This window comes from Nocardiopsis eucommiae (assembly GCF_965344335.1).
GTDB classification, from domain to species: domain Bacteria; phylum Actinomycetota; class Actinomycetes; order Streptosporangiales; family Streptosporangiaceae; genus Nocardiopsis; species Nocardiopsis eucommiae.
Map to the genome: position 1 here is coordinate 1 of NZ_CBDRIY010000001.1, position 18,028 is coordinate 18,028.

General features: G+C 71.0%; 14 protein-coding genes. 11 read left to right on the forward strand and 3 right to left on the reverse strand.

What is annotated here, in order from left to right; genetic code table 11:
* The 3 genes from ACRWK8_RS00005 to ACRWK8_RS00015 all read right to left on the reverse strand — a co-directional run bounded on the left by ACRWK8_RS00005 (position 1) and on the right by ACRWK8_RS00015 (position 2,619).
* Positions 1–264, reverse strand: a complete 264-nt coding sequence (locus ACRWK8_RS00005; protein ID WP_431867556.1) for a hypothetical protein — start codon at positions 262–264, stop codon at positions 1–3.
* 86 nt (positions 265–350) lie between these two features.
* Positions 351–1,259 (reverse strand): hypothetical protein, encoded by a 909-nt coding sequence (locus ACRWK8_RS00010; RefSeq protein ID WP_431867557.1) that lies wholly within the window; start codon positions 1,257–1,259, stop codon positions 351–353.
* A 106-nt stretch (positions 1,260–1,365) separates the two neighbouring features.
* On the reverse strand, positions 1,366–2,619 hold the full coding sequence (locus ACRWK8_RS00015; RefSeq protein ID WP_431867558.1) for a folylpolyglutamate synthase/dihydrofolate synthase family protein: 1,254 nt from the start codon (positions 2,617–2,619) through the stop codon (positions 1,366–1,368).
* A gap of 97 nt (positions 2,620–2,716) precedes the next feature.
* Here ACRWK8_RS00015 and ACRWK8_RS00020 point away from each other — a divergent pair, with 97 nt between their 5' ends.
* The 11 genes from ACRWK8_RS00020 to ACRWK8_RS00070 all read left to right on the forward strand — a co-directional run bounded on the left by ACRWK8_RS00020 (position 2,717) and on the right by ACRWK8_RS00070 (position 17,856).
* Positions 2,717–4,069, forward strand: coding sequence for a bifunctional folylpolyglutamate synthase/dihydrofolate synthase (locus ACRWK8_RS00020; RefSeq protein ID WP_431867559.1), 1,353 nt, complete (start codon positions 2,717–2,719; stop codon positions 4,067–4,069).
* A 47-nt stretch (positions 4,070–4,116) separates the two neighbouring features.
* On the forward strand, positions 4,117–4,452 hold the full coding sequence (locus tag ACRWK8_RS00025; RefSeq protein WP_378735386.1) for a DUF4233 domain-containing protein: 336 nt from the start codon (positions 4,117–4,119) through the stop codon (positions 4,450–4,452).
* A gap of 202 nt (positions 4,453–4,654) precedes the next feature.
* Positions 4,655–5,059 carry a nucleoside-diphosphate kinase gene (gene ndk / locus ACRWK8_RS00030; RefSeq protein ID WP_049565932.1) on the forward strand — a complete coding sequence of 135 codons (405 nt, stop codon included), beginning with the start codon at positions 4,655–4,657 and terminating at the stop codon, positions 5,057–5,059.
* 231 nt (positions 5,060–5,290) lie between these two features.
* Positions 5,291–6,325 carry a rod shape-determining protein gene (locus ACRWK8_RS00035; protein ID WP_026129377.1) on the forward strand — a complete coding sequence of 345 codons (1,035 nt, stop codon included), beginning with the start codon at positions 5,291–5,293 and terminating at the stop codon, positions 6,323–6,325.
* A 1-nt stretch (position 6,326) separates the two neighbouring features.
* Positions 6,327–7,226: a rod shape-determining protein MreC gene (mreC, locus tag ACRWK8_RS00040; RefSeq protein ID WP_378735139.1), complete on the forward strand. Its 900-nt coding sequence runs from the start codon at positions 6,327–6,329 to the stop codon at positions 7,224–7,226.
* Positions 7,223–7,777, forward strand: coding sequence for a rod shape-determining protein MreD (mreD, locus tag ACRWK8_RS00045; RefSeq protein ID WP_378735137.1), 555 nt, complete (start codon positions 7,223–7,225; stop codon positions 7,775–7,777). The genes mreC and mreD overlap by 4 nt, the downstream gene beginning before the upstream one ends.
* A 4-nt stretch (positions 7,778–7,781) precedes the next feature.
* Positions 7,782–9,914, forward strand: coding sequence for a penicillin-binding protein 2 (gene mrdA, locus ACRWK8_RS00050; RefSeq protein ID WP_431867560.1), 2,133 nt, complete (start codon positions 7,782–7,784; stop codon positions 9,912–9,914).
* Complete coding sequence (gene rodA / locus ACRWK8_RS00055; RefSeq protein ID WP_378735133.1) at positions 9,914–11,098, forward strand: rod shape-determining protein RodA; 1,185 nt, start codon at positions 9,914–9,916, stop codon at positions 11,096–11,098. The genes mrdA and rodA overlap by 1 nt, the downstream gene beginning before the upstream one ends.
* A gap of 110 nt (positions 11,099–11,208) precedes the next feature.
* Positions 11,209–13,146: a TIGR03960 family B12-binding radical SAM protein gene (locus ACRWK8_RS00060; protein WP_378735131.1), complete on the forward strand. Its 1,938-nt coding sequence runs from the start codon at positions 11,209–11,211 to the stop codon at positions 13,144–13,146.
* A gap of 617 nt (positions 13,147–13,763) precedes the next feature.
* The gene (locus ACRWK8_RS00065) at positions 13,764–14,546 is read left to right on the forward strand and encodes a TIGR03936 family radical SAM-associated protein (protein WP_378735129.1); all 783 of its coding nucleotides are present in this window, start codon (positions 13,764–13,766) and stop codon (positions 14,544–14,546) included.
* 157 nt (positions 14,547–14,703) lie between these two features.
* Positions 14,704–17,856 (forward strand): Rne/Rng family ribonuclease, encoded by a 3,153-nt coding sequence (locus ACRWK8_RS00070; protein ID WP_431867561.1) that lies wholly within the window; start codon positions 14,704–14,706, stop codon positions 17,854–17,856.
* Positions 17,857–18,028: the final 172 nt, after the last annotated feature.

Sequence of the window (18,028 nt, forward strand, 5' to 3'; positions counted from 1 at the left end):
TCAGTCGAAGAGGTCCTCCGGTCGGTCCACGGTGACGGCGGCGGGGACCCACTTCTCCAGGGTCGCCAGGTCGGCGCAATCCTCCACGCGTCGCCGGACCTCGTCCGAGACGGTGAACCCCCGTGCCTCCAGCACGGAGAGGACGCTGCGCGCCGCCTCAGCCGCGCGGCCCTCCTCCCGGCCTTCCTCGCGGCCTTCTTCCCGGCCGATGCCGACGTACTTGCGGGCGAAGTCGCTCTGCCACTCGTAGGTCTCCACAGCCATCAAGCCCTCCAGCTCCTCCCGAGCGCTCGGCCCTCAGATGATCAGGGGTCGAGTGCGCATTTCCCGGCCCCCACCATCGCTTCGCCTCAGTCGAGGAGGTCCTCCGGTCGGTCCACGGTGACGGCGGCGGGGACCCACTTCTCCAGGGTCGCCAGGTCGGCGCAGCCCTCCACGCGTCGCCGGACCTCGTCCGAGACGGCGAAGCCGCGTGCCTCCAGCACGGAGAGGACGCTGCGCGCCGCCTCAGCCGCGCGGCCTTCCTCGCGGCCTTCCTCGCGGCCTTCCTCCCGGCCTTCTTCCCGGCCTTCCTCGCGGCCGATGCCGACGTACTTGCGGGCGAAGTCGCTCTGCCACTCGTAGGTCTCCACAGCCATCAAGCCCTCCAACTCCTCCCGAGCGGCCTCGTTGAGGCCGGACAGCACATAGTCATAGTAGAACGCCCGATTTCGCTCGGGCGTGGAATCCAGGGCCTCGACCACGGCACGCAGGGTGCGCGGATCCGAGTTCCCGTGCGCGTGGGCGGACAGGACGGCCAGCTCCGGAAGCTCACGAGCCTGTTCGTCACGCGCGATCACCGGCATCCTGCTCGGACCGATGGTCAGCGGGGCGAGGTCGAATCCGGGGTGCCCGGTGCGGATCGGGGCGGCGCACCAGCTCGCCAGGGAGTCCGTGGGACAGAGCACCACCAGCAGCGTCGGGCACTCCAGTCGCGTGTGGAGGTTGACCAGGTAGGCGGGCCAGGTCAGGCGCTTCTCCTTGTCACGGCCGTTCTGGCGCTCGACCACCACCGCCATGACGTTCCGGGGCCCGTCACGCAGGAGGACCGCGCCGTCGGCGTTGAGCTCCCTGGGGTCGCAGTTGGTCAGGGCCGTGTTGGTGTTGACCACCTCGGTGTGGCGGGGGATCTCGAAACCCAGGGCCCGCACCAGTACGGGCGCCAGCGCGGGTTGGTTCTGCACGAGCCGCAGGGGGATCTCGTGCTCTCGTGTGGGCATAGGGCTCCTCGGAGTCGGGGGTCCGAAGCGCGTGACGAATCACGGCATGGGACGACCAGGGGTGACCAAGGACGATGCTGCCGTGATGTCGGGTTATGCGTGGGGGTTATGCGGTATGCGGGTCGAAGAGGCGGTCGGTGGGGGCGTCGAGGACCTCCAGCACGCGGCCGGTGAAGTAGACCGTGCCCAAGGCCAGGACGCGCTGGCCCAGAGCGGCCACGGAGGCGGGGGAGAGGTCCTCGGCGCGGACGCTGTCCCAGTGTGCGGGCAGGGCGTGCTCGAAGCGCAGGTGCTCCTCTGGCAGGCGCACCGCGGTGACCGGGACCTCCCGGAGGGCGTCGACCGCCCCGGACACGTCCTTGTGGTCGGGCAGGCACAGCAGGACGTGGTCCACACCGCCCCACAGGTCGCGGGCGTGCGACAGCGCGGCGGCCACACCGACCCGGTCGATGGCGGAGTCCACCACGACCTCGGTGGTCGCGCCCGGCACAGCGTGCCGCGAGAGCCGCGCGGGCAGGTTCACGGTCTCCAGGACCCGGTGGAGCCGGGCGGGCGGCGCGGGCGGCGCCTCCATCAGGTCCAGCACGCGGGTCGCGGCGGCGGTGCCCAGCACGCCGTTGGCGGCCGACAGGCCCCGGGGGCGCAGGTGCGCGGGCGGTTCGGTCGCGGCGGCGGGGTCCACCACCTCGGGGGTAAGCCTTCCTCGGGTGACCTCGGTGAGGGTGCGGTCCACGACGGGGGCCACCTCGGCGCTCTGGGGCAGCGTCACCAGGGCCCGGGTGCGTTCAGGGTGGACCACGCGGGTCTTCTCACGTGCGATCTCCGCCACGGTGTCACCGAGGACCCCCACGTGCTCCGCGAAGACCATGCCCAGCGCCACCACCTGCGGCCCCAGGAGGCGGAGCTCGTCGCGGTGCCCTCCCATCCCCGCCTCCAGGACGCAGACGTCGGCGCCGACCGCCTGGGCGTGCAGCAACCCGGCGATCAGGAACAGTCCGCTCGGCGCCAGGTAGCCCTCCTCCTCGGGCAGGGTCCGCCGGGCGGTCTCCACGGTGCGGCCGAGGGCGCGGAGTTCGTCGTCGGTCACGGACACGCCGTCCACCCGGACCCGTTCGCGGTACCCCCGGAAACTCGGGCCGGTCACCAGGACGGTCCGCAGCCCGGCGGCGGACAGCGTCGCCGCCGCGTAGGTGGCCGTGCTGCCCTTGCCCTTGGACCCGACCACCCCGAGCACGGGAAGCGGTGCCGGGTCCAGCGCGGCCAGGAGCGCGGCCGCACGGTCGAGGCTGCGCGTCCGTCCGGGACGGCGGTGCGCCCACTCGGAGAAGAACGGTTCGACGATCGGGTCAGGGCTGGGCATGCCCCCAAGTATGGTCCCCGTACGCGCCACCCCGCATCCGAGCCCAGGTGGGGCCGCGTACACTGGCGCGGGTGTACACCCCGACCACCGAGACGCCGTGAGTGGCGCGGGCGCCCATGAGCGCTACGCCGAGGTCACCGCGGAGATTCTCTCCCGCGCGCCCGAATCCGACATCGACCCCACCCTGGACCGCGTCCGCACGGTCCTGGACCTGTTGGGTGACCCGCACCGCAACTTCCGGGTCGTCCACGTCACCGGGACGAACGGCAAGACGTCCACCGCCCGGATGATCGACGCGCTGGTGCGCGGCCGAGGCCTGCGGGTCGGCCGCTACACCAGCCCCCACCTGCGGACGGTGCGGGAGCGCATCGTCGTGGACGGGGAGCCGATCTCTCAGGAGCGGTTCGTCGAGGCCTACGACGACATCCGTCCCTTCCTGGAGATGGCCGACGCGATGAGCGACGTCCGGCTGTCGTTCTTCGAGATCCTCACCGTGATGGCCTACGCCGTGTTCGCGGACGCCCCCGTGGACGTCGCCGTGGTGGAGGTCGGCATGGGCGGCAGCTGGGACGCCACCAACGTCGTCGACGGGGACGTGGCCGTGGTCACTCCGATCGGCATCGACCACACCGAGTACCTGCCCGACACCCTCGACGGCATCGCCGAGGAGAAGGCCGGGATCATCAAGCCCGGGTCGGTCACCGTCATGGCGCAGCAGCCGCTGCCCGCCGCCGAGGTCCTGCTCCGGCACGCCGCCGAGGTCGGGTCCACGGTGGCCAGGGAGGGGCTGGAGTTCGGGGTGACCTCCCGCGAGGTCGCCGTCGGCGGCCAGCAGGTCGCCGTCAAGGGCCTCACGGGCAACTACGAGAACCTCTTCGTGCCGCTGTTCGGGGAGCACCAGGCCAGCAACGCCGCGGTCGCCATCGCGGCCGTCGAGGCCTTCTCGGCCTCCGAGGACGCGGCCGGACTCGACCCCGTGATCGTCGGGGAGGCGCTGGCCGGGATCGACTCCCCGGGCCGCATGGAGGTCGTACGCACCAGCCCGACGGTCATCGCGGACGCCGCGCACAACCCGGCCGGGATGATCGCCACGGTGGCGGCAGTGGAGGAGGCCTTCTCCTTCTCCCGGCTGGTCGGCGTGGTCGCCATCATGGCCGACAAGGACGTCGAGGGCGTCCTGGAGCCCCTGGAACCGCTGCTCGACGAGATCGTGGTCACCCGCAACTCCTCGCCCCGGTCCCTCGACCCGGCGCAGCTGGCCGACATCGCCCGGCAGATCTTCGGTGAGGACCGTGTGCACCTGGCCGCACGGCTCGACGACGCCATCGACCAGGCCGTGGGCCTGGCCGAGTCGGGCGGCGAGTTCGGCGGAACCGGTGTGCTGGTCACCGGGTCGGTGGTCACCTCGGGTGACGCCGTCCACCTGCTGCGCGGTTCCGGCGACCAGTAACCAGACGAAGGGAGAACGCCGTGCGCACACTCTGCGCCGTAGTCCTCGTGTTCGAGGCCATCGTGATCGGCCTGGCGATCCCCATCGCCATCAACCTGGAGGGCGCCGACCCCGCCGTGGCGGGCGGTCTCTGGGGTGGCATGGCCCTGGCCGCTCTGCTGCTGTCCGGGCTCCAGAAGCACACCTGGGCGCACTACGCGGCGTGGGTGCTCCAGGCCGGTTTCCTGTTCAGTTCCTTCATGGTCACGGGCGCGCCCCTGGTGGCGATCGTCTTCGTGTCCCTGTGGGTCGTCGGCGTGATCATGGGCCGCAGGGTCGACGCGATCCGCGCCGCCCACGAGGAGCGGGCCGAGCAGGAGGGCGCCGAGGTCGGCGGGGCCTAGGCCCTTCCGCCTCTCCCACCGCGCCCCAGGGGCAAACGCGATAGTGTGACGCACGTCCGGGCAGACGAACGGCACCGCCGTCCCCCTGTCTCGTCCCCGAGCCCCGGGCACACATCCGTTCACCCCACCGCGTGCGCTCGCCACCGCGGGCCCAGGCCCCCGCGTGCCGCGCGGGGGTCCCCAGTGAGGAGTTGAAACGCACGTGGAGCGCACTCTCGTTCTCATCAAGCCCGACGGTGTCCGCCGCAACATCGTCGGTGAGGTCATCTCGCGCATCGAGCGCAAGGGCCTGAACCTGGTCGCGATGGAGCTGCGCACGCTCGACGCGGACACCGCGAAGACGCACTACGAGGAGCACGCCTCGCGTCCGTTCTTCGACTCGCTGGTGGAGTTCATCACCGGTGGTCCTCTGGTCGCCATGGTGGTCGAGGGCGAGCGCGCCATCGAGGCCTTCCGCGCCCTGGCCGGTGCCACCGACCCGGTGACCGCCACGCCCGGGACCATCCGGGGCGACTTCGCCCTCGAGGTGCAGAAGAACATCGTCCACGGCTCGGACTCCACCTACTCGGCGGAGCGCGAGATCAAGCTGTTCTTCCCCGACCTGTAGGGGAATCGGGCCCGTGAGGCCTAGTCTTGATGCCCTGGGGTGCGTACGCGCCCCAGGGCACCTCTCTTTTCTCACCCTTGTCCGGTGACGAGGCAACAAATCGGTGTGTTTGCGTAACGGACTAAGTGCTGACCGTTACGATGCGGGGGACTGGATACCTAACGTGCCGGAACGACCACGTATGGTCGTGACGCACGTCCCCGCCCGACACGGCGCCTCTGAGGACGTTACATGCCCAACAACCTTGCATTTCTCGGCCGGGACATGGCCGTAGACCTTGGTACCGCCAACACACTCGTGTACGTACGCGGACGCGGCATCGTCCTGAACGAGCCGTCGGTGGTCGCGCTCAACACCTCGACCGGCAAGATCGTGGCGGTCGGCATCGAGGCCAAGCAGATGATCGGCCGCACGCCGACCAACATCACCGCCATCCGCCCCCTCAAGGACGGCGTCATCGCCGACTTCGAGGTCACCGAGCGGATGCTGCGGTACTTCATCCAGAAGATCCACCGCCGCCGCCACTTCGCCAAGCCCCGCATCATCGTCGCGGTCCCGAGCGGCATCACCTCGGTCGAGCACCGCGCGGTCAAGGAGGCGGGCTACCAGGCCGGGGCACGCCGCGTGTACATCATCGAGGAGCCCATGGCGGCGGCGATCGGCGCCGGGCTCCCGGTCCACGAGCCCACCGGCAACATGGTGGTCGACATCGGCGGCGGCACCACCGAGGTCGCCGTCATCTCCATGGGCGGCATCGTCACCTCCCAGTCCATCCGGGTGGGCGGCGACGAACTCGACCAGGCGATCATGACCTTCATCAAGAAGGAGTACTCCCTGATGATCGGGGAGCGCACCGCCGAGGAGCTCAAGCTCGCCATCGGCTCCGCCTACCCCACGGGAGCGGAGGAGCTGCACGCCGAGGTCCGCGGACGCGACCTCATCAGCGGCCTGCCCAAGACCATCGTCCTGTCCGAGTCCGACGTGCGCCAGGCCATCGAGGAACCGGTCACCGCGATCATCGACGCGGTCCGCACCAGCCTCGACAAGTGCCCGCCCGAGCTGTCCGGCGACATCATGGACCGGGGCGTGGCGGTGACCGGCGGCGGCGCCCTGCTGCGCGGCCTCGACGACCGGCTCCTGCACGAGACCGGCATGCCCATCCACGTGGCCGACAACGCGCTCGACTCGGTCGCGGTGGGTTCGGGCACCTGCGTGGAGAACTACGAGCGACTCCACCAGGTCCTCGTTCCGGAACGGCGGCGCTGACATGCTCCGCGACTCCTCGCGGTCCCGGCTGTTCCTCGCCGTGCTCGTCGTGGCGGCCGTGGCCCTGATGGTCCTGGACACGCGGGCGGGGGGCAACCCCGTCACCTCGGTCGCCCGAGGCGGCGGCGAACTGGCCTTCGCCCCGGCCGCCGCCGGGGTCGGCCTCATCGCCGGTCCCGCCGCCACGCTCTACGAGGGTGTGAGCCAGGGACCCAAAGCGGCCGCCCGGATCGCCGAGCTGGAGGCCGCCAACGCCGAACTGGAGGCGGACCTCCAGTCGGCTCGGCTCGACGACGGCCGCGTGGACCAGCTGGACGAGCTCCTGCACCTGTCCGGACGGGGCGGCTACGAGATCGTCCCGGCCCAGGCCGTCACCCGCACCACCGCGCAGGGATACGCGCACACCGTCACCATCGACGCGGGCACCGACTCCGGGATCCGTCCCGACATGACGGTGGTCAGCGGCGCCGGACTGGTCGGACGGGTGATCGAGGCCGGACCCAGGCTCGCCACCGTCAAGCTCGCCACCGACGTCAACTCCACGGTCGGCGCGCGGCTCGAACAGACGCGCAAGATCGGCGCGATCAGCGGCGGCAGCGTCCCGGGCGGTCCCGAGGCCGACCTCACCCTGGAACTGTTCGACATGGAGGCGCCCATCGAGGAGGGCGACCGCGTCGTCACGCTCGGCTCGCACGACGGCGCGCCGTTCGTCCCGGGAGTGCCGATCGGCACCGTCGACGAGGTCCACGTGGCGCCGGGGGCGCTGAGCCGGATCGCCCGCATCACCCCGGCCGTGGACTTCGCGTCCCTGGACATGGTGGGCGTGGTCGTCTCCGGTCCCGCCGAGGACCCGCGTGACTCCGTGCTCCCGCCCAAACCCGATCCCAAGGGGGACCAATGAGGGCCGCAGCGACCCTGCTCATGGTGACCGTCGCGGTGCTCGCCCAGGCCGCCATCGTCAACCGGCTGCCCTTCGAATGGGGACCGGACCTCGTCCTCGCGGCCGTCGTCGCCGTGGCGCTGACCACCAACCCGGCGGCCGCCGCCGGATGCGGGTTCGCCGCCGGGCTGGCCATGGACGTCCTGCCCCCGGCCGAGCACCCGATGGGCCGCTACGCGCTGGTGCTGTGCGTGGCCGCCTACCTCGTCTCGCTGCTGCGCGCCAACACCGGCCTCGGCGGCGCGGTGGGCAACACGGTCTCGCCCTGGACCGCGCTGGGGATCACCGCCGTCACGGCCGTGGGGGTGGGCCTGAGCTACGCCCTGGTCGGCTTCATGCTGGGCGACGGCAACGTCACCCTCGCCGCGGTGAGCGTCCGGGTCGGCGTCGGCGCCCTGCTGACCACCCTGATCGGGGCGCTGGTCGTCCTGCCGATCCTGTGGACACGCGCCGCGCTCGCGGAGAGCGACTTCGCCACGATCCAGGGCCCGACCTCCCTGCGAGGGTGGTGAACCGGTGCACAAGCCACCCACCAACCCGTCCCTGCCGGGGCGCAGACTCGGCTGGTTCGGGCTGTTCCTCGCGCAGTTCCTGGTCCTGGCCCTGTTCGCGGTGCTGGTCGCCCGGCTCTGGTACCTCCAGGTGCCCATGGCCGACCACTACCGTGAACTGGCCGTCTCCAACCACCACCAGGAGCTAGTCGTCCCCGCCACTCGGGGGCAGATCCTCGACTCCAGCGGCCGCGTCGTGGTCAACAACAAGACCCAGCTCCTGGTCTCGGCCGACTACCACGAACTCCAGGGAATGAAGGACGGCGGGGAGAAGGTCCTCAGCGACCTCTCCGGCGTGCTGGACATCCCCCTGGAGGAACTCCAGCAGCGCATGCGTCTGTGCGGTCCCGAGGTCCAGCGTCCCTGCTGGCCCGGTTCGCCCTACCAGCCCGTCACCCTCGCGGAGGACGTGGAGGGCCCGGTCGCGCTCCAGATCATGGAGAGCGCCGACGACTTCCCCGGGATCACCGCACAGGCCCAGGCCGTGCGCGAGTATCCCTACGGCGAACACGCGGGTCAGACGCTCGGCTACCTCCAGCCCGTCACCCAGGAGGAACTGGAGGCGCGCGAGGAGCTGCGCACCGGGTTCACCGGGATCGACATGGTGGGCCGTGACGGCCTGGAGGCCGTCTACGACAAGGAGCTGCGCGGCGTCGCGGGCCTGCGCACCCTGGGCGTGAACAACCACGGCGAGATCATGGACGTCATCTCCGAACGCCTCCCCGAGGCGGGCATGCACCTGGTCACCCACATGGACATGAACGTCCAGAAGGTCGCCGAGGAGGCCCTGGCCCGGGGGATGGAGGGCGCCCGGCCCAAGTACAAGGCGGACTCCGGCGCCGCCGTGGTCCTGGACGTCACCAACGGCGGGGTCGTCGCCATGGCCAGCATGCCCACCTACGACCCGGCCATCTGGGACGGCGGGATCGACCAGGAGACCTTCGACGCCATGCTCAGCGAGGAGGCGGGGGAGCCCCTGCTCTCCCGCGCCGTCCAGGGCACGTACCCGCCCGGCTCCACCTTCAAGGTGTCGTCGCTGTCGGCGGCCGTCGAGAACGGGTACTCGCTGCGCAGTTCCTACGCGTGCCCCGGCTCGGTCAACCTCGCCGGCCAGAACTACGAGAACTACGCGGGCGCGGGTCAGGGCAGCATCACCCTGAAGCAGGCGATCATCGCCTCCTGCAACACCGTGTTCTACAACTTCGGCTACCAGATGTGGTCCAAGGACGGCGGACTCCACCCGGACGGCGAGCCCGAGGAGGCCATGGCCGAGATGGCCCGCGGCTACGGGTTCGGCTCGCCCACCGGCGTGGACCTGCCGTACGAGACCGGTGGCCGTATCCCGGACCGCGAGTGGAAGCGCACCTTCTGGGAGGAGACCCGGGAGGTCAACTGCGAGCGGGCCGAGTCCGGCTACCCGGACATCGCGGAGAACGACCCGTCCCAGGCCGCCTACCTCAAGCAGCTCGCGCACGAACACTGCGTGGAGGGCTTCGAGTGGCGGGCCAGCGAGGCGATCAACTTCTCGATCGGCCAGGGCGACGTCCTCGTCAGCCCGCTCCAGCTGGCCAGCGCCTACGCCTCCATCGCCAACGGCGGGACGCTGTACGAGCCGCGCGTGGCCAAGGCCATGGTCGCCGCCGACGGCTCCAAGGTCCAGGAGATCGAGCCGACGGTCAAGAACGAGGTGCCGGTCAGCGACGAGACGATCAAGTACCTCCAGGAGGCCCTGGCCGAGGTGACCACGTCCGGTACCGGTGGCGGCGCCTTCTCCGACTTCCCGCAGGACCAGGTCGCCGTCGCGGGCAAGACCGGCAGCGCCGACGCGCAGGGCCGCCAGGTGTCGTCCTGGTTCGCCTCCTACGCGCCGGTGGACGACCCGCAGTACGCCATCGTCGTCCTGGTCTCCCAGGGCGGTACCGGTGGTGAGACCGCCGCGCCCATCGCCCGTGAGATCTACGAGGGTCTGTACGGCTTCTCGTCCACCGGTGACACCGAGGACGTGAAGGAGGGCAAGCCGCTGCTGCCCGGAGGCAAGCCGCACACCGAACTGCCGGTCGTCCGCCAGGACGGTTCCATCGAGACGCTGGAGCCCTGATGATCACGAACATGGGCGGTCCGCCCCGGCGCCAGCGTGACCTGGGGCGGACCCTCAGCTCGGCGGCGGGTGGCGCGCGCCGCCTCGACTGGATCCTGATCGGCGCCGTGCTGGTGCTCGCCGGGCTCGGGTCCCTGCTGGTGTGGTCCGCGACGCTGCCGGGCGACGGGGGCGACCCGCTGGAGTCCGTGGACCACCTCGTGCGCCATCTGCTCCACCTCGGGGTGGCCGTGGTCGTGTGCCTGGTCGTCGCGGCGGTGGACTACCGCACCGTCCGTGCCTACGCGCCGATCGCCTACGCGTTCAGTGTGGTCTCGCTCGTCCTGGTGCTGACCCCGCTCGGCGCCGTGATCAACGGTTCTCGCGGCTGGATCGTGGTCGGCGGGTTCCAGTTCCAGCCCAGTGAGCTGGCCAAGGTCGGACTGATCCTGGTCCTGGCGACGCTGCTCGGCGAGCCCCGGGACGGCGAGACCCGCCCGATGACGAGGGACGTGCTGTTCTGCCTGCTGGTGATGGCGGTCCCGCTCGGGCTCGTCATGCTCCAGCCCGACCTCGGGACCAGCCTGGTCCTGTGCGCGATCTTCCTCGGCATGCTCACGCTGTCCGGGGCCCCGGTCATGTGGGTGGCGGGCATGCTCGCCTGCGGTGCGCTGGCCGTGCTGGCCGTGTGGTGGTTCGAGCTGCTGGAGCCCTACCAGCTCGACCGGATCGCCACCCTGGTGGACCCGGCGGCCGACCCGCAGGGCGCGGGCTACAACTCGGCGCAGGCGCTGATCGCCGTGGGGTCGGGCGGCTTCGACGGCACCGGGCTGTTCCAGGGGGAGCAGACCCACGGCCGGTTCGTCCCCGAGCAGCACACGGACTTCATCTTCACGGTGGCGGGGGAGGAGCTGGGGTTCCTCGGCTCCGGGGCGATCATCGTGCTCTTCGCCGTGGTGATCTGGCGGATCCTGCGCATCGCGCGGGGATGCGACCAGCCCTATCCCCGCCTGCTGTGCGTGGGTGTGGCCTCCTGGTTCGGCTTCCAGGCCTTCATCAACATCGGGATGGGCCTGGGCATCCTGCCGGTGACCGGGCTTCCGCTGCCGTTCGTGTCGTACGGAGGCACGGCGATCCTGGCGAACATGCTGGCCCTGGGCCTGGTGCTCGGCGTCAACTCCCGGGACCGTGGCTTCGAGTTCTGATCCGGGACCCGCCCCGGACCGGTCCTGTGTACACACCGGTCCGGGGCCCTTCGGAGGGCTAACCTGGTGGTCCAGCCAGACACGATGTCCGCCGACCGAGGGCCCACACCATGTCCGTCGCAAGCCTCTTCCCGCGCCTCGAAGCCCTGCTCCCCCAGGTGAGCAAGCCGATCCAGTACGTGGGCGGTGAGCTCAACTCCGTGGTCAAGCCCTGGGACTCCGCGCGGGTGCGCTGGGCACTGATGTACCCGGACGCCTACGAGGTGGGCGTGCCCAACCAGGGCGTGCAGATCCTCTACGAGGTCCTCAACGAACGCGAGGGCGTGCTGGCCGAGCGCGCCTACGCGGTCTGGCCGGACATGGAACGGCTGATGCGTGAGCACGGCGTCCCCCACTTCACGGTGGACTCCCACCGGCCGATCCGCGCCTTCGACGTGCTCGGTCTGAGCTTCGCCAGCGAGATGGGCTACACCAACATGCTCACCGCGCTGGACCTGGCCGGGATCCCGCGCCGCTCCGCCGACCGCACGGAGGAGGACCCGGTGGTTCTGGCCGGGGGCCACTCCGCGTTCAACCCCGAGCCCATCGCCGACTTCCTGGACGCCGTGGTGCTCGGGGACGGCGAGGAGATCACCCTGGCCATCACCGAGATCATCCGCGAGTTCAAGGAGGAGGGCGCGCCCGGCGGGCGGGACGGCCTCCTGCTGCGCCTGGCCGCCACCGGCGGCGTGTACGTGCCGCGCTTCTACGACGTGGCCTACCTCGACGACGGACGGATCGGCGGGTACCTGCCCAACCGCCCCGGCGTCCCGGACACCGTGCAGAAGCACACCGTGATGGACCTGGACCGGTGGCCGTACCCCAAGCGCCCCATCGTCCCCACCGCGGAGTCCGTGCACGAGCGGTACAGCGTGGAGATCTTCCGGGGCTGCACCCGCGGCTGCCGGTTCTGCCAGGCCGGGATGATCACCCGGCCGGTACGCGAACGCAACCAGGAGACCGTCCAGAAGATGGTGGAGGAGGGGGTGAAGGCCTCCGGATTCCAGGAGGTCGGCCTGCTCTCGCTCTCCAGCGCCGACCACAGTGAGATCGGTGACATCGCGAAGAACCTCGCCGACCACTACGAGGGCACCAACACGGGCCTGTCCCTGCCCTCCACCCGCGTGGACGCCTTCAACATCGACCTCGCCAACGAGCTCACCCGCAACGGCCGCCGTTCCGGGCTGACCTTCGCCCCCGAGGGCGGCAGCGAACGCATGCGCCGGGTGATCAACAAGATGGTCACCGAGGAGGACCTCATCCGCACCGTCACCGCCGCCTACGCGGCCGGGTGGCGTCAGGTGAAGCTGTACTTCATGTGCGGGCTGCCCACCGAGGAGGACGAGGACGTTCTGGCGATCGCCGACCTCGCCACCGAGGTGATCCGGACCGGCCGTGAGGTGACCGGGCGCAAGGACATCCGCTGCACGGTCTCCATCGGCGGGTTCGTCCCCAAGCCCCAGACCCCGTTCCAGTGGGCGGCCCAGACCTCCCACGAGGAGGTGGACGCCCGCCTGCGCAAGCTGCGCGACCGCCTGCGCGGGGACCGCAGGTACGGCAAATCCATCGGGCTGCGCTACCACGAGGGGCGCCCTTCGATCATGGAGGGCCTGCTGTCCCGGGGCGACCGCAGGGTCGGCCGGATCGTCGAGGAGGCCTGGCTGGCGGGTGGCCGGTTCGACGGCTGGAGCGAGCACTTCTCCTACGACCGTTGGATGAGGGCCGCGGAGGCCGGTCTGGCCGGGACCGGGGTGGACGTGGACTGGTTCACCACCCGCGAGCGTGACGAGGACGAGGTCCTGCCCTGGGACCACCTGGACGCCGGGCTGGACCGCTCCTGGCTCTGGCAGGACTGGCAGGACTCGCTGCACGGCGAGGAGTCCCTGGAGATCGACGACTGCCGCTGGAACCCCTGCTACGACTGCGGGGTGTGCCCGACGATGGGGACCGAGATCCAGATCAACGACCAGGCCGGGGGCCGCCCCATGCTGCCGCTGACCGTGGTCTGAACAGAGGACGGGGCCGGTCCCGCCGGGGGTGGGACCGGCCCCGGGAGGGGCAGAGGAGTTCTGGTGGGCACCGGAGTCGCGCCCGGGAAGGGGGGGCGATCCGCGTGCGATGGGGGGAAAGAGAGTAGGATGCGCGCTCCGGGCGCTCTCCGCCGTGTGCCTCGACCCCGTCGTGTGCCACTGGCACCGGGGGAGTGTCCGGGGAGGAAGGTGTACGGCCCGGCGCCCCGCTCGCGCCGGGCCGTACGTGAAGTAAGACTCGCGGGGGATACCGGGGGTTGCCATGGTTGCGGGATTTCTTTGGATTTTTTTTCCGGGCCCCTGTGTTCTCGTGGTGAACGCCGGTTCGGCACCCGCTCGGACCCGGTCGGGACTTTTCGATCGGGGGCCGTTGGGGGAGGTACCGGTATGCGTGTCCCGTTGGCGCGTGTGCACTTCGGCGCACCGTACGCTGAACAGGACGAGGAACAGCCCCTGAGGGCCGCCACAGACGGCCCGGAACCCAGGGGGCACTGAGGAAAGGAGTTGAGCTGCCCCCCGCACACGAGGGCACCACCTCACCCTCCACCGCCAACCCCGGCCAAAGGCTGCGCGTCCGCTACGCCAAACGCGGGCGCATGCGCTTCGCGAGCCACCGCGACATCGCCCGGGCACTGGAGAGAGCCCTGCGCAGGGCCTCGGTTCCCGTGGCCTTCTCCGCTGGCTTCTCACCGCACCCCAAGATCTCCTACACGGGCGCGGCCCCGACCGGGGTCGCCAGCGAGGCGGAGTATCTTGAGCTGACCCTGGCCGAGGCACGCCGACCCGAACAGGTCAGGACCGCGATCGACGCGGCGATGCCCGACGGGATCGACGTGGTCGAGGTCGTCGAGGCCCGGACTCAGGGCCTGGCCGACCGGCTCGAGGCCTCCCAGTGGCGCGTGGAGATGGCGGACGTCGACCCCGACGACGCCGCCAGGGCGGTGGCCACCTACCTGGCCGCCGAGAGCGTCGAGGTGGAACGGATGACGAAGAAGGGCCGGCGCCGCTTCGACACCCGACCGGCCGTCCTCGACATCGACGTGTCTCACCGATCCCATGGGCGCGTCCCACGGGACCGACACGCGACATATGCCATACTTCGAATGGTCATACGGCACACGACACCTGCTGTACGACCGGACGACGTGCTGACCGGCCTCCGCCAACTGGCCGACCTCGCGCCGCCGTCATCACCGACGATGACCAGGCTGGCGCAGGGGCCACTGGACGAGGCGACAGGTGTGATCGCTGATCCGTTCGACGCGGACCGACCCGAAGCTCCCGTGACTGGGCGCACCGGGGCCGCGCACGACCAGAAGAACGATCGACGCACCCGCTCACCACGGACGTCATCGCCCATGACGGGACCTTCGTCATGAAGGGCCCCAAGGCGGGGAAACATGGGCGAACCACAGGACTTTGCCCCGACGGCACACCAGTGTCGTCGGCGCTGACACAGACGACAGCTCTCGTGAGCCGCGCCACCGACCGATGAGGTCGCGGTGCGCCCGAGCGCTTTGACGGGAGACCGCCCGGATGCTCGAGAACGAGCCCAACAACGGCGCCGAAGGCGCCGCGGGTACAACTGAAACAACCGAGAACACGGCGGCGGCGCCCCCCGCGGGGGACGGCGCGGTGCGGGTGACCACACCCGCCCCCGCCAAGGGCGCTCGCCGCGCGGCAGGACCACCCCCCGAACCGGACGACGTCTTCTCCGCTCCCTCCGCGCCGGTCACCAAGCTGGCTGGCTCCGGTGAGGTCGGCACGGTCAACACCTCCGTGTCCGCCGCTTCCCGCAAGCGCACCGTGCGCGCGGCGGGCCGCCCCGACGACGCCCCGGCCGCCTCGCAGCGCCGGAGCCGTGGTCGCGCGACCACGGCGAAGGCGAGCGAGCCGGTCCCTGAGGCCGTCGAGACGGCCTCGGCTGACCGGCCCGCCGAGCCCGAGGGCGATGCCAAGGAGGGCGGGGAGAAGGAGACCGGTCGCGGTCGTACGCGCGGCCGCACGCGCGCCCGTTCCACCAGGACCGCCGAGGCCCCGGCCCCGGAGGTCGTCGAGGAGCCTGAGGAGACCCCCGCCGAGACCGGCGGCGCCGTCTTCCAGCCGCCCGGCGGCATGCTCTTCCAGCCCCCGGTCGCCAGCGCGCCCGTGCAGACCAAGCCCAAGCCCAAGGCCGAGCCGGTCGTCGAGGACGACACCGACGAGGACGAGGACGACACCGAGGACGAGTCCGCCGAGGCCCCCGCCGAGGAGACCGGCTCGGACGAGCGCCCCAGCCGTCGCCGCCGCCGTCGCGGCGGACGCGGGCGCGGCCGCTCGCGCGGCGCCGAGGACGCCGACCACGACGACGCCCAGGGTGAGGCCGGCGCGTCCGAGGACAACGCCAAGGGCCAGCGCGGGGACGACCGGGCCGCCGCCGAGGAGGACGACTCCGAGGACGAGTCCGGTGACGACTCCGCCGACGGCGAGCGCGGCAGCAGCCGTCGCCGTCGCCGCCGTCGTCGGCGTTCGGGCTCCGGTGGCGACTCCACCAACGACGACCCGCCGAACACCGTGGTCAAGGTGCGCGAGCCGCGCCAGGAACGGCCCATCGAGAACGAGGTCCAGGCGGTCCGGGGCTCCACCCGGCTGGAGGCCAAGAAGCAGCGCCGCCGTGAGGGGCGCGAGCAGGGCCGCCGCCGCGCGCCCATCGTCACCGAGTCCGAGTTCCTGGCCCGCCGCGAGGCGGTCAAGCGCGACCTGGTCGTGCGCCGGACGGGTGACCGTACCCAGATCGCCGTCCTCGAGGACGACGTCCTGGTCGAGCACTACGTGGACCGCGCCACCCACCGCTCCTACGTGGGCAACGTGTACCTGGGCCGGGTGCAGAACGTCCTGCCGTCGATGGAGGCCGCCTTCGTCGACATCGGCAAGGGCCGCAACGCCGTGCTGTACGCGGGCGAGGTCAACTGGGACTCGTTCGGCCTGGACGGCCAGCCCAAGCGCATCGAATCCGTGCTCAAGTCCGGCCAGTCGGTCCTGGTGCAGGTCACCAAGGACCCGGTCGGTCACAAGGGTGCCCGGCTGACCAGCCAGATCAGCCTGCCCGGCCGCTACCTCGTGTATGTGCCCGGCGGTTCGATGACCGGCATCAGCCGCAAGCTCCCCGACAAGGAGCGCGCGCGTCTCAAGACCATCCTCAAGAAGGTGATGCCCTCCGGCGCCGGCGTGATCGTGCGCACGGCCGCCGAGGGAGCCAGCGAGGAGGAGCTGGAGCGCGACATCACGCGGCTGGCCAAGCAGTGGGACTCGATCAAGCGCAAGTCCAAGTCGGCCAACGCCCCGTCCCTGCTCAACAGCGAGCCGGACCTGACGGTGCGCGTGGTGCGGGACGTCTTCAACGAGGACTTCTCCAGCCTGGTCGTCTCCGGCGACGAGGCCTGGACCACCGTCCACGAGTACGTGGACTACGTGGCGCCCAACCTCTCCGAGCGGCTGTCGCACTGGGGCGAGGACCGCGACGTCTTCTCCGCGTACCGGATCGACGAGCAGATCAACAAGGCCCTGGAGCGCAAGGTCTGGCTGCCCAGCGGCGGTTCGCTCATCATCGACCGCACCGAGGCCATGACCGTGGTCGACGTCAACACCGGCAAGTTCACCGGCCAGGGCGGCAACCTCGAAGAGACGGTCACCAAGAACAACCTGGAGGCGGCCGAGGAGATCGTCCGCCAGCTCCGCCTGCGCGACATCGGCGGCATCATCGTCATCGACTTCATCGACATGGTGCTGGAGTCCAACCGCGACCTGGTGCTGCGCCGGATGCTGGAGTGCCTGTCCCGGGACCGGACCAAGCACCAGGTGGCCGAGGTCACCTCGCTCGGACTGGTCCAGATGACCCGCAAGAGGGTCGGCCAGGGCCTGCTCGAGGCCTTCTCGCACACCTGTGACCACTGCAACGGTCGCGGCCTGCTGCTCTCCAGCGACCCGGTGGAGAACAAGGGCGGCGGCGGTGGCGGCACCGGCGGGCGCAAGAAGAAGAAGGGCAAGGGCGACGCCGAGTCGTCCGGGGACAAGGCGTCCTCCGACGCCTCCGACAAGGCGGACCAGCAGGACGGCGACGACCGCCCCGCTGGCGGCGAGGAGACCGCCGACCAGGCGGTCGAGCAGGCGGAGAAGCCCGGCAAGGCCGCGAAGGCGGAGAAGACCACGAGGAAGCGCGGCCGCAAGGCCGCGGAGCCGGTGGCCGCCGACACCGACCAGGCCGAGGCCGCCCCGGCCGCCGAGACCGAGTCCGCTCCCGCGGAGGCCGAGGCCCCCGAGGCCGAGGAGGCCGCTCCCGTGAAGAAGACGCGTAAGCGCTCCTCACGCGCGAAGAAGGCCGCCGAGCCCACGGAGTCGGCCGAGGGGTCCGCGTCGGAGGACAAGCCGTCTGAGGAGCCCTCGGAGGCCCCCGTGGCCGAGGAGGCCCCGGCCAGGAAGACCCGTCGGCGCACCACCCGCAAGGCGGCCCCGGCCGACAGCGGTGAGGGTGAGCAGACGCGGGCGAGCGGTACCGAGCAGGTCTCGGACACCGACGCCACCGAGACACCCGCCACCTCTGACGGTGACGCCGAGGGCGCCAGCGAGCGGCCCAAGCGCCGCCGTACCCGGCGGACCAAGGCGGCGGTGAGCTCACAGACCAGTGAGTCCACCGCGGTCGACGCCGGCTGACCAGCGGTCGAGGCGGGACAGCAGCCTGGTCCGGACCCGGTTTCCCACGGGTCCGGACCAGGAGTACGTGTGCGGGCCTGTGTCGGGTCGGTGGTAATCTGATGGACGGTGCGTCGGCGCGCCCCAAATGTTCGCGCGCCCCGAGACCGCAGTGCTCTCCACCAAGGTGGGT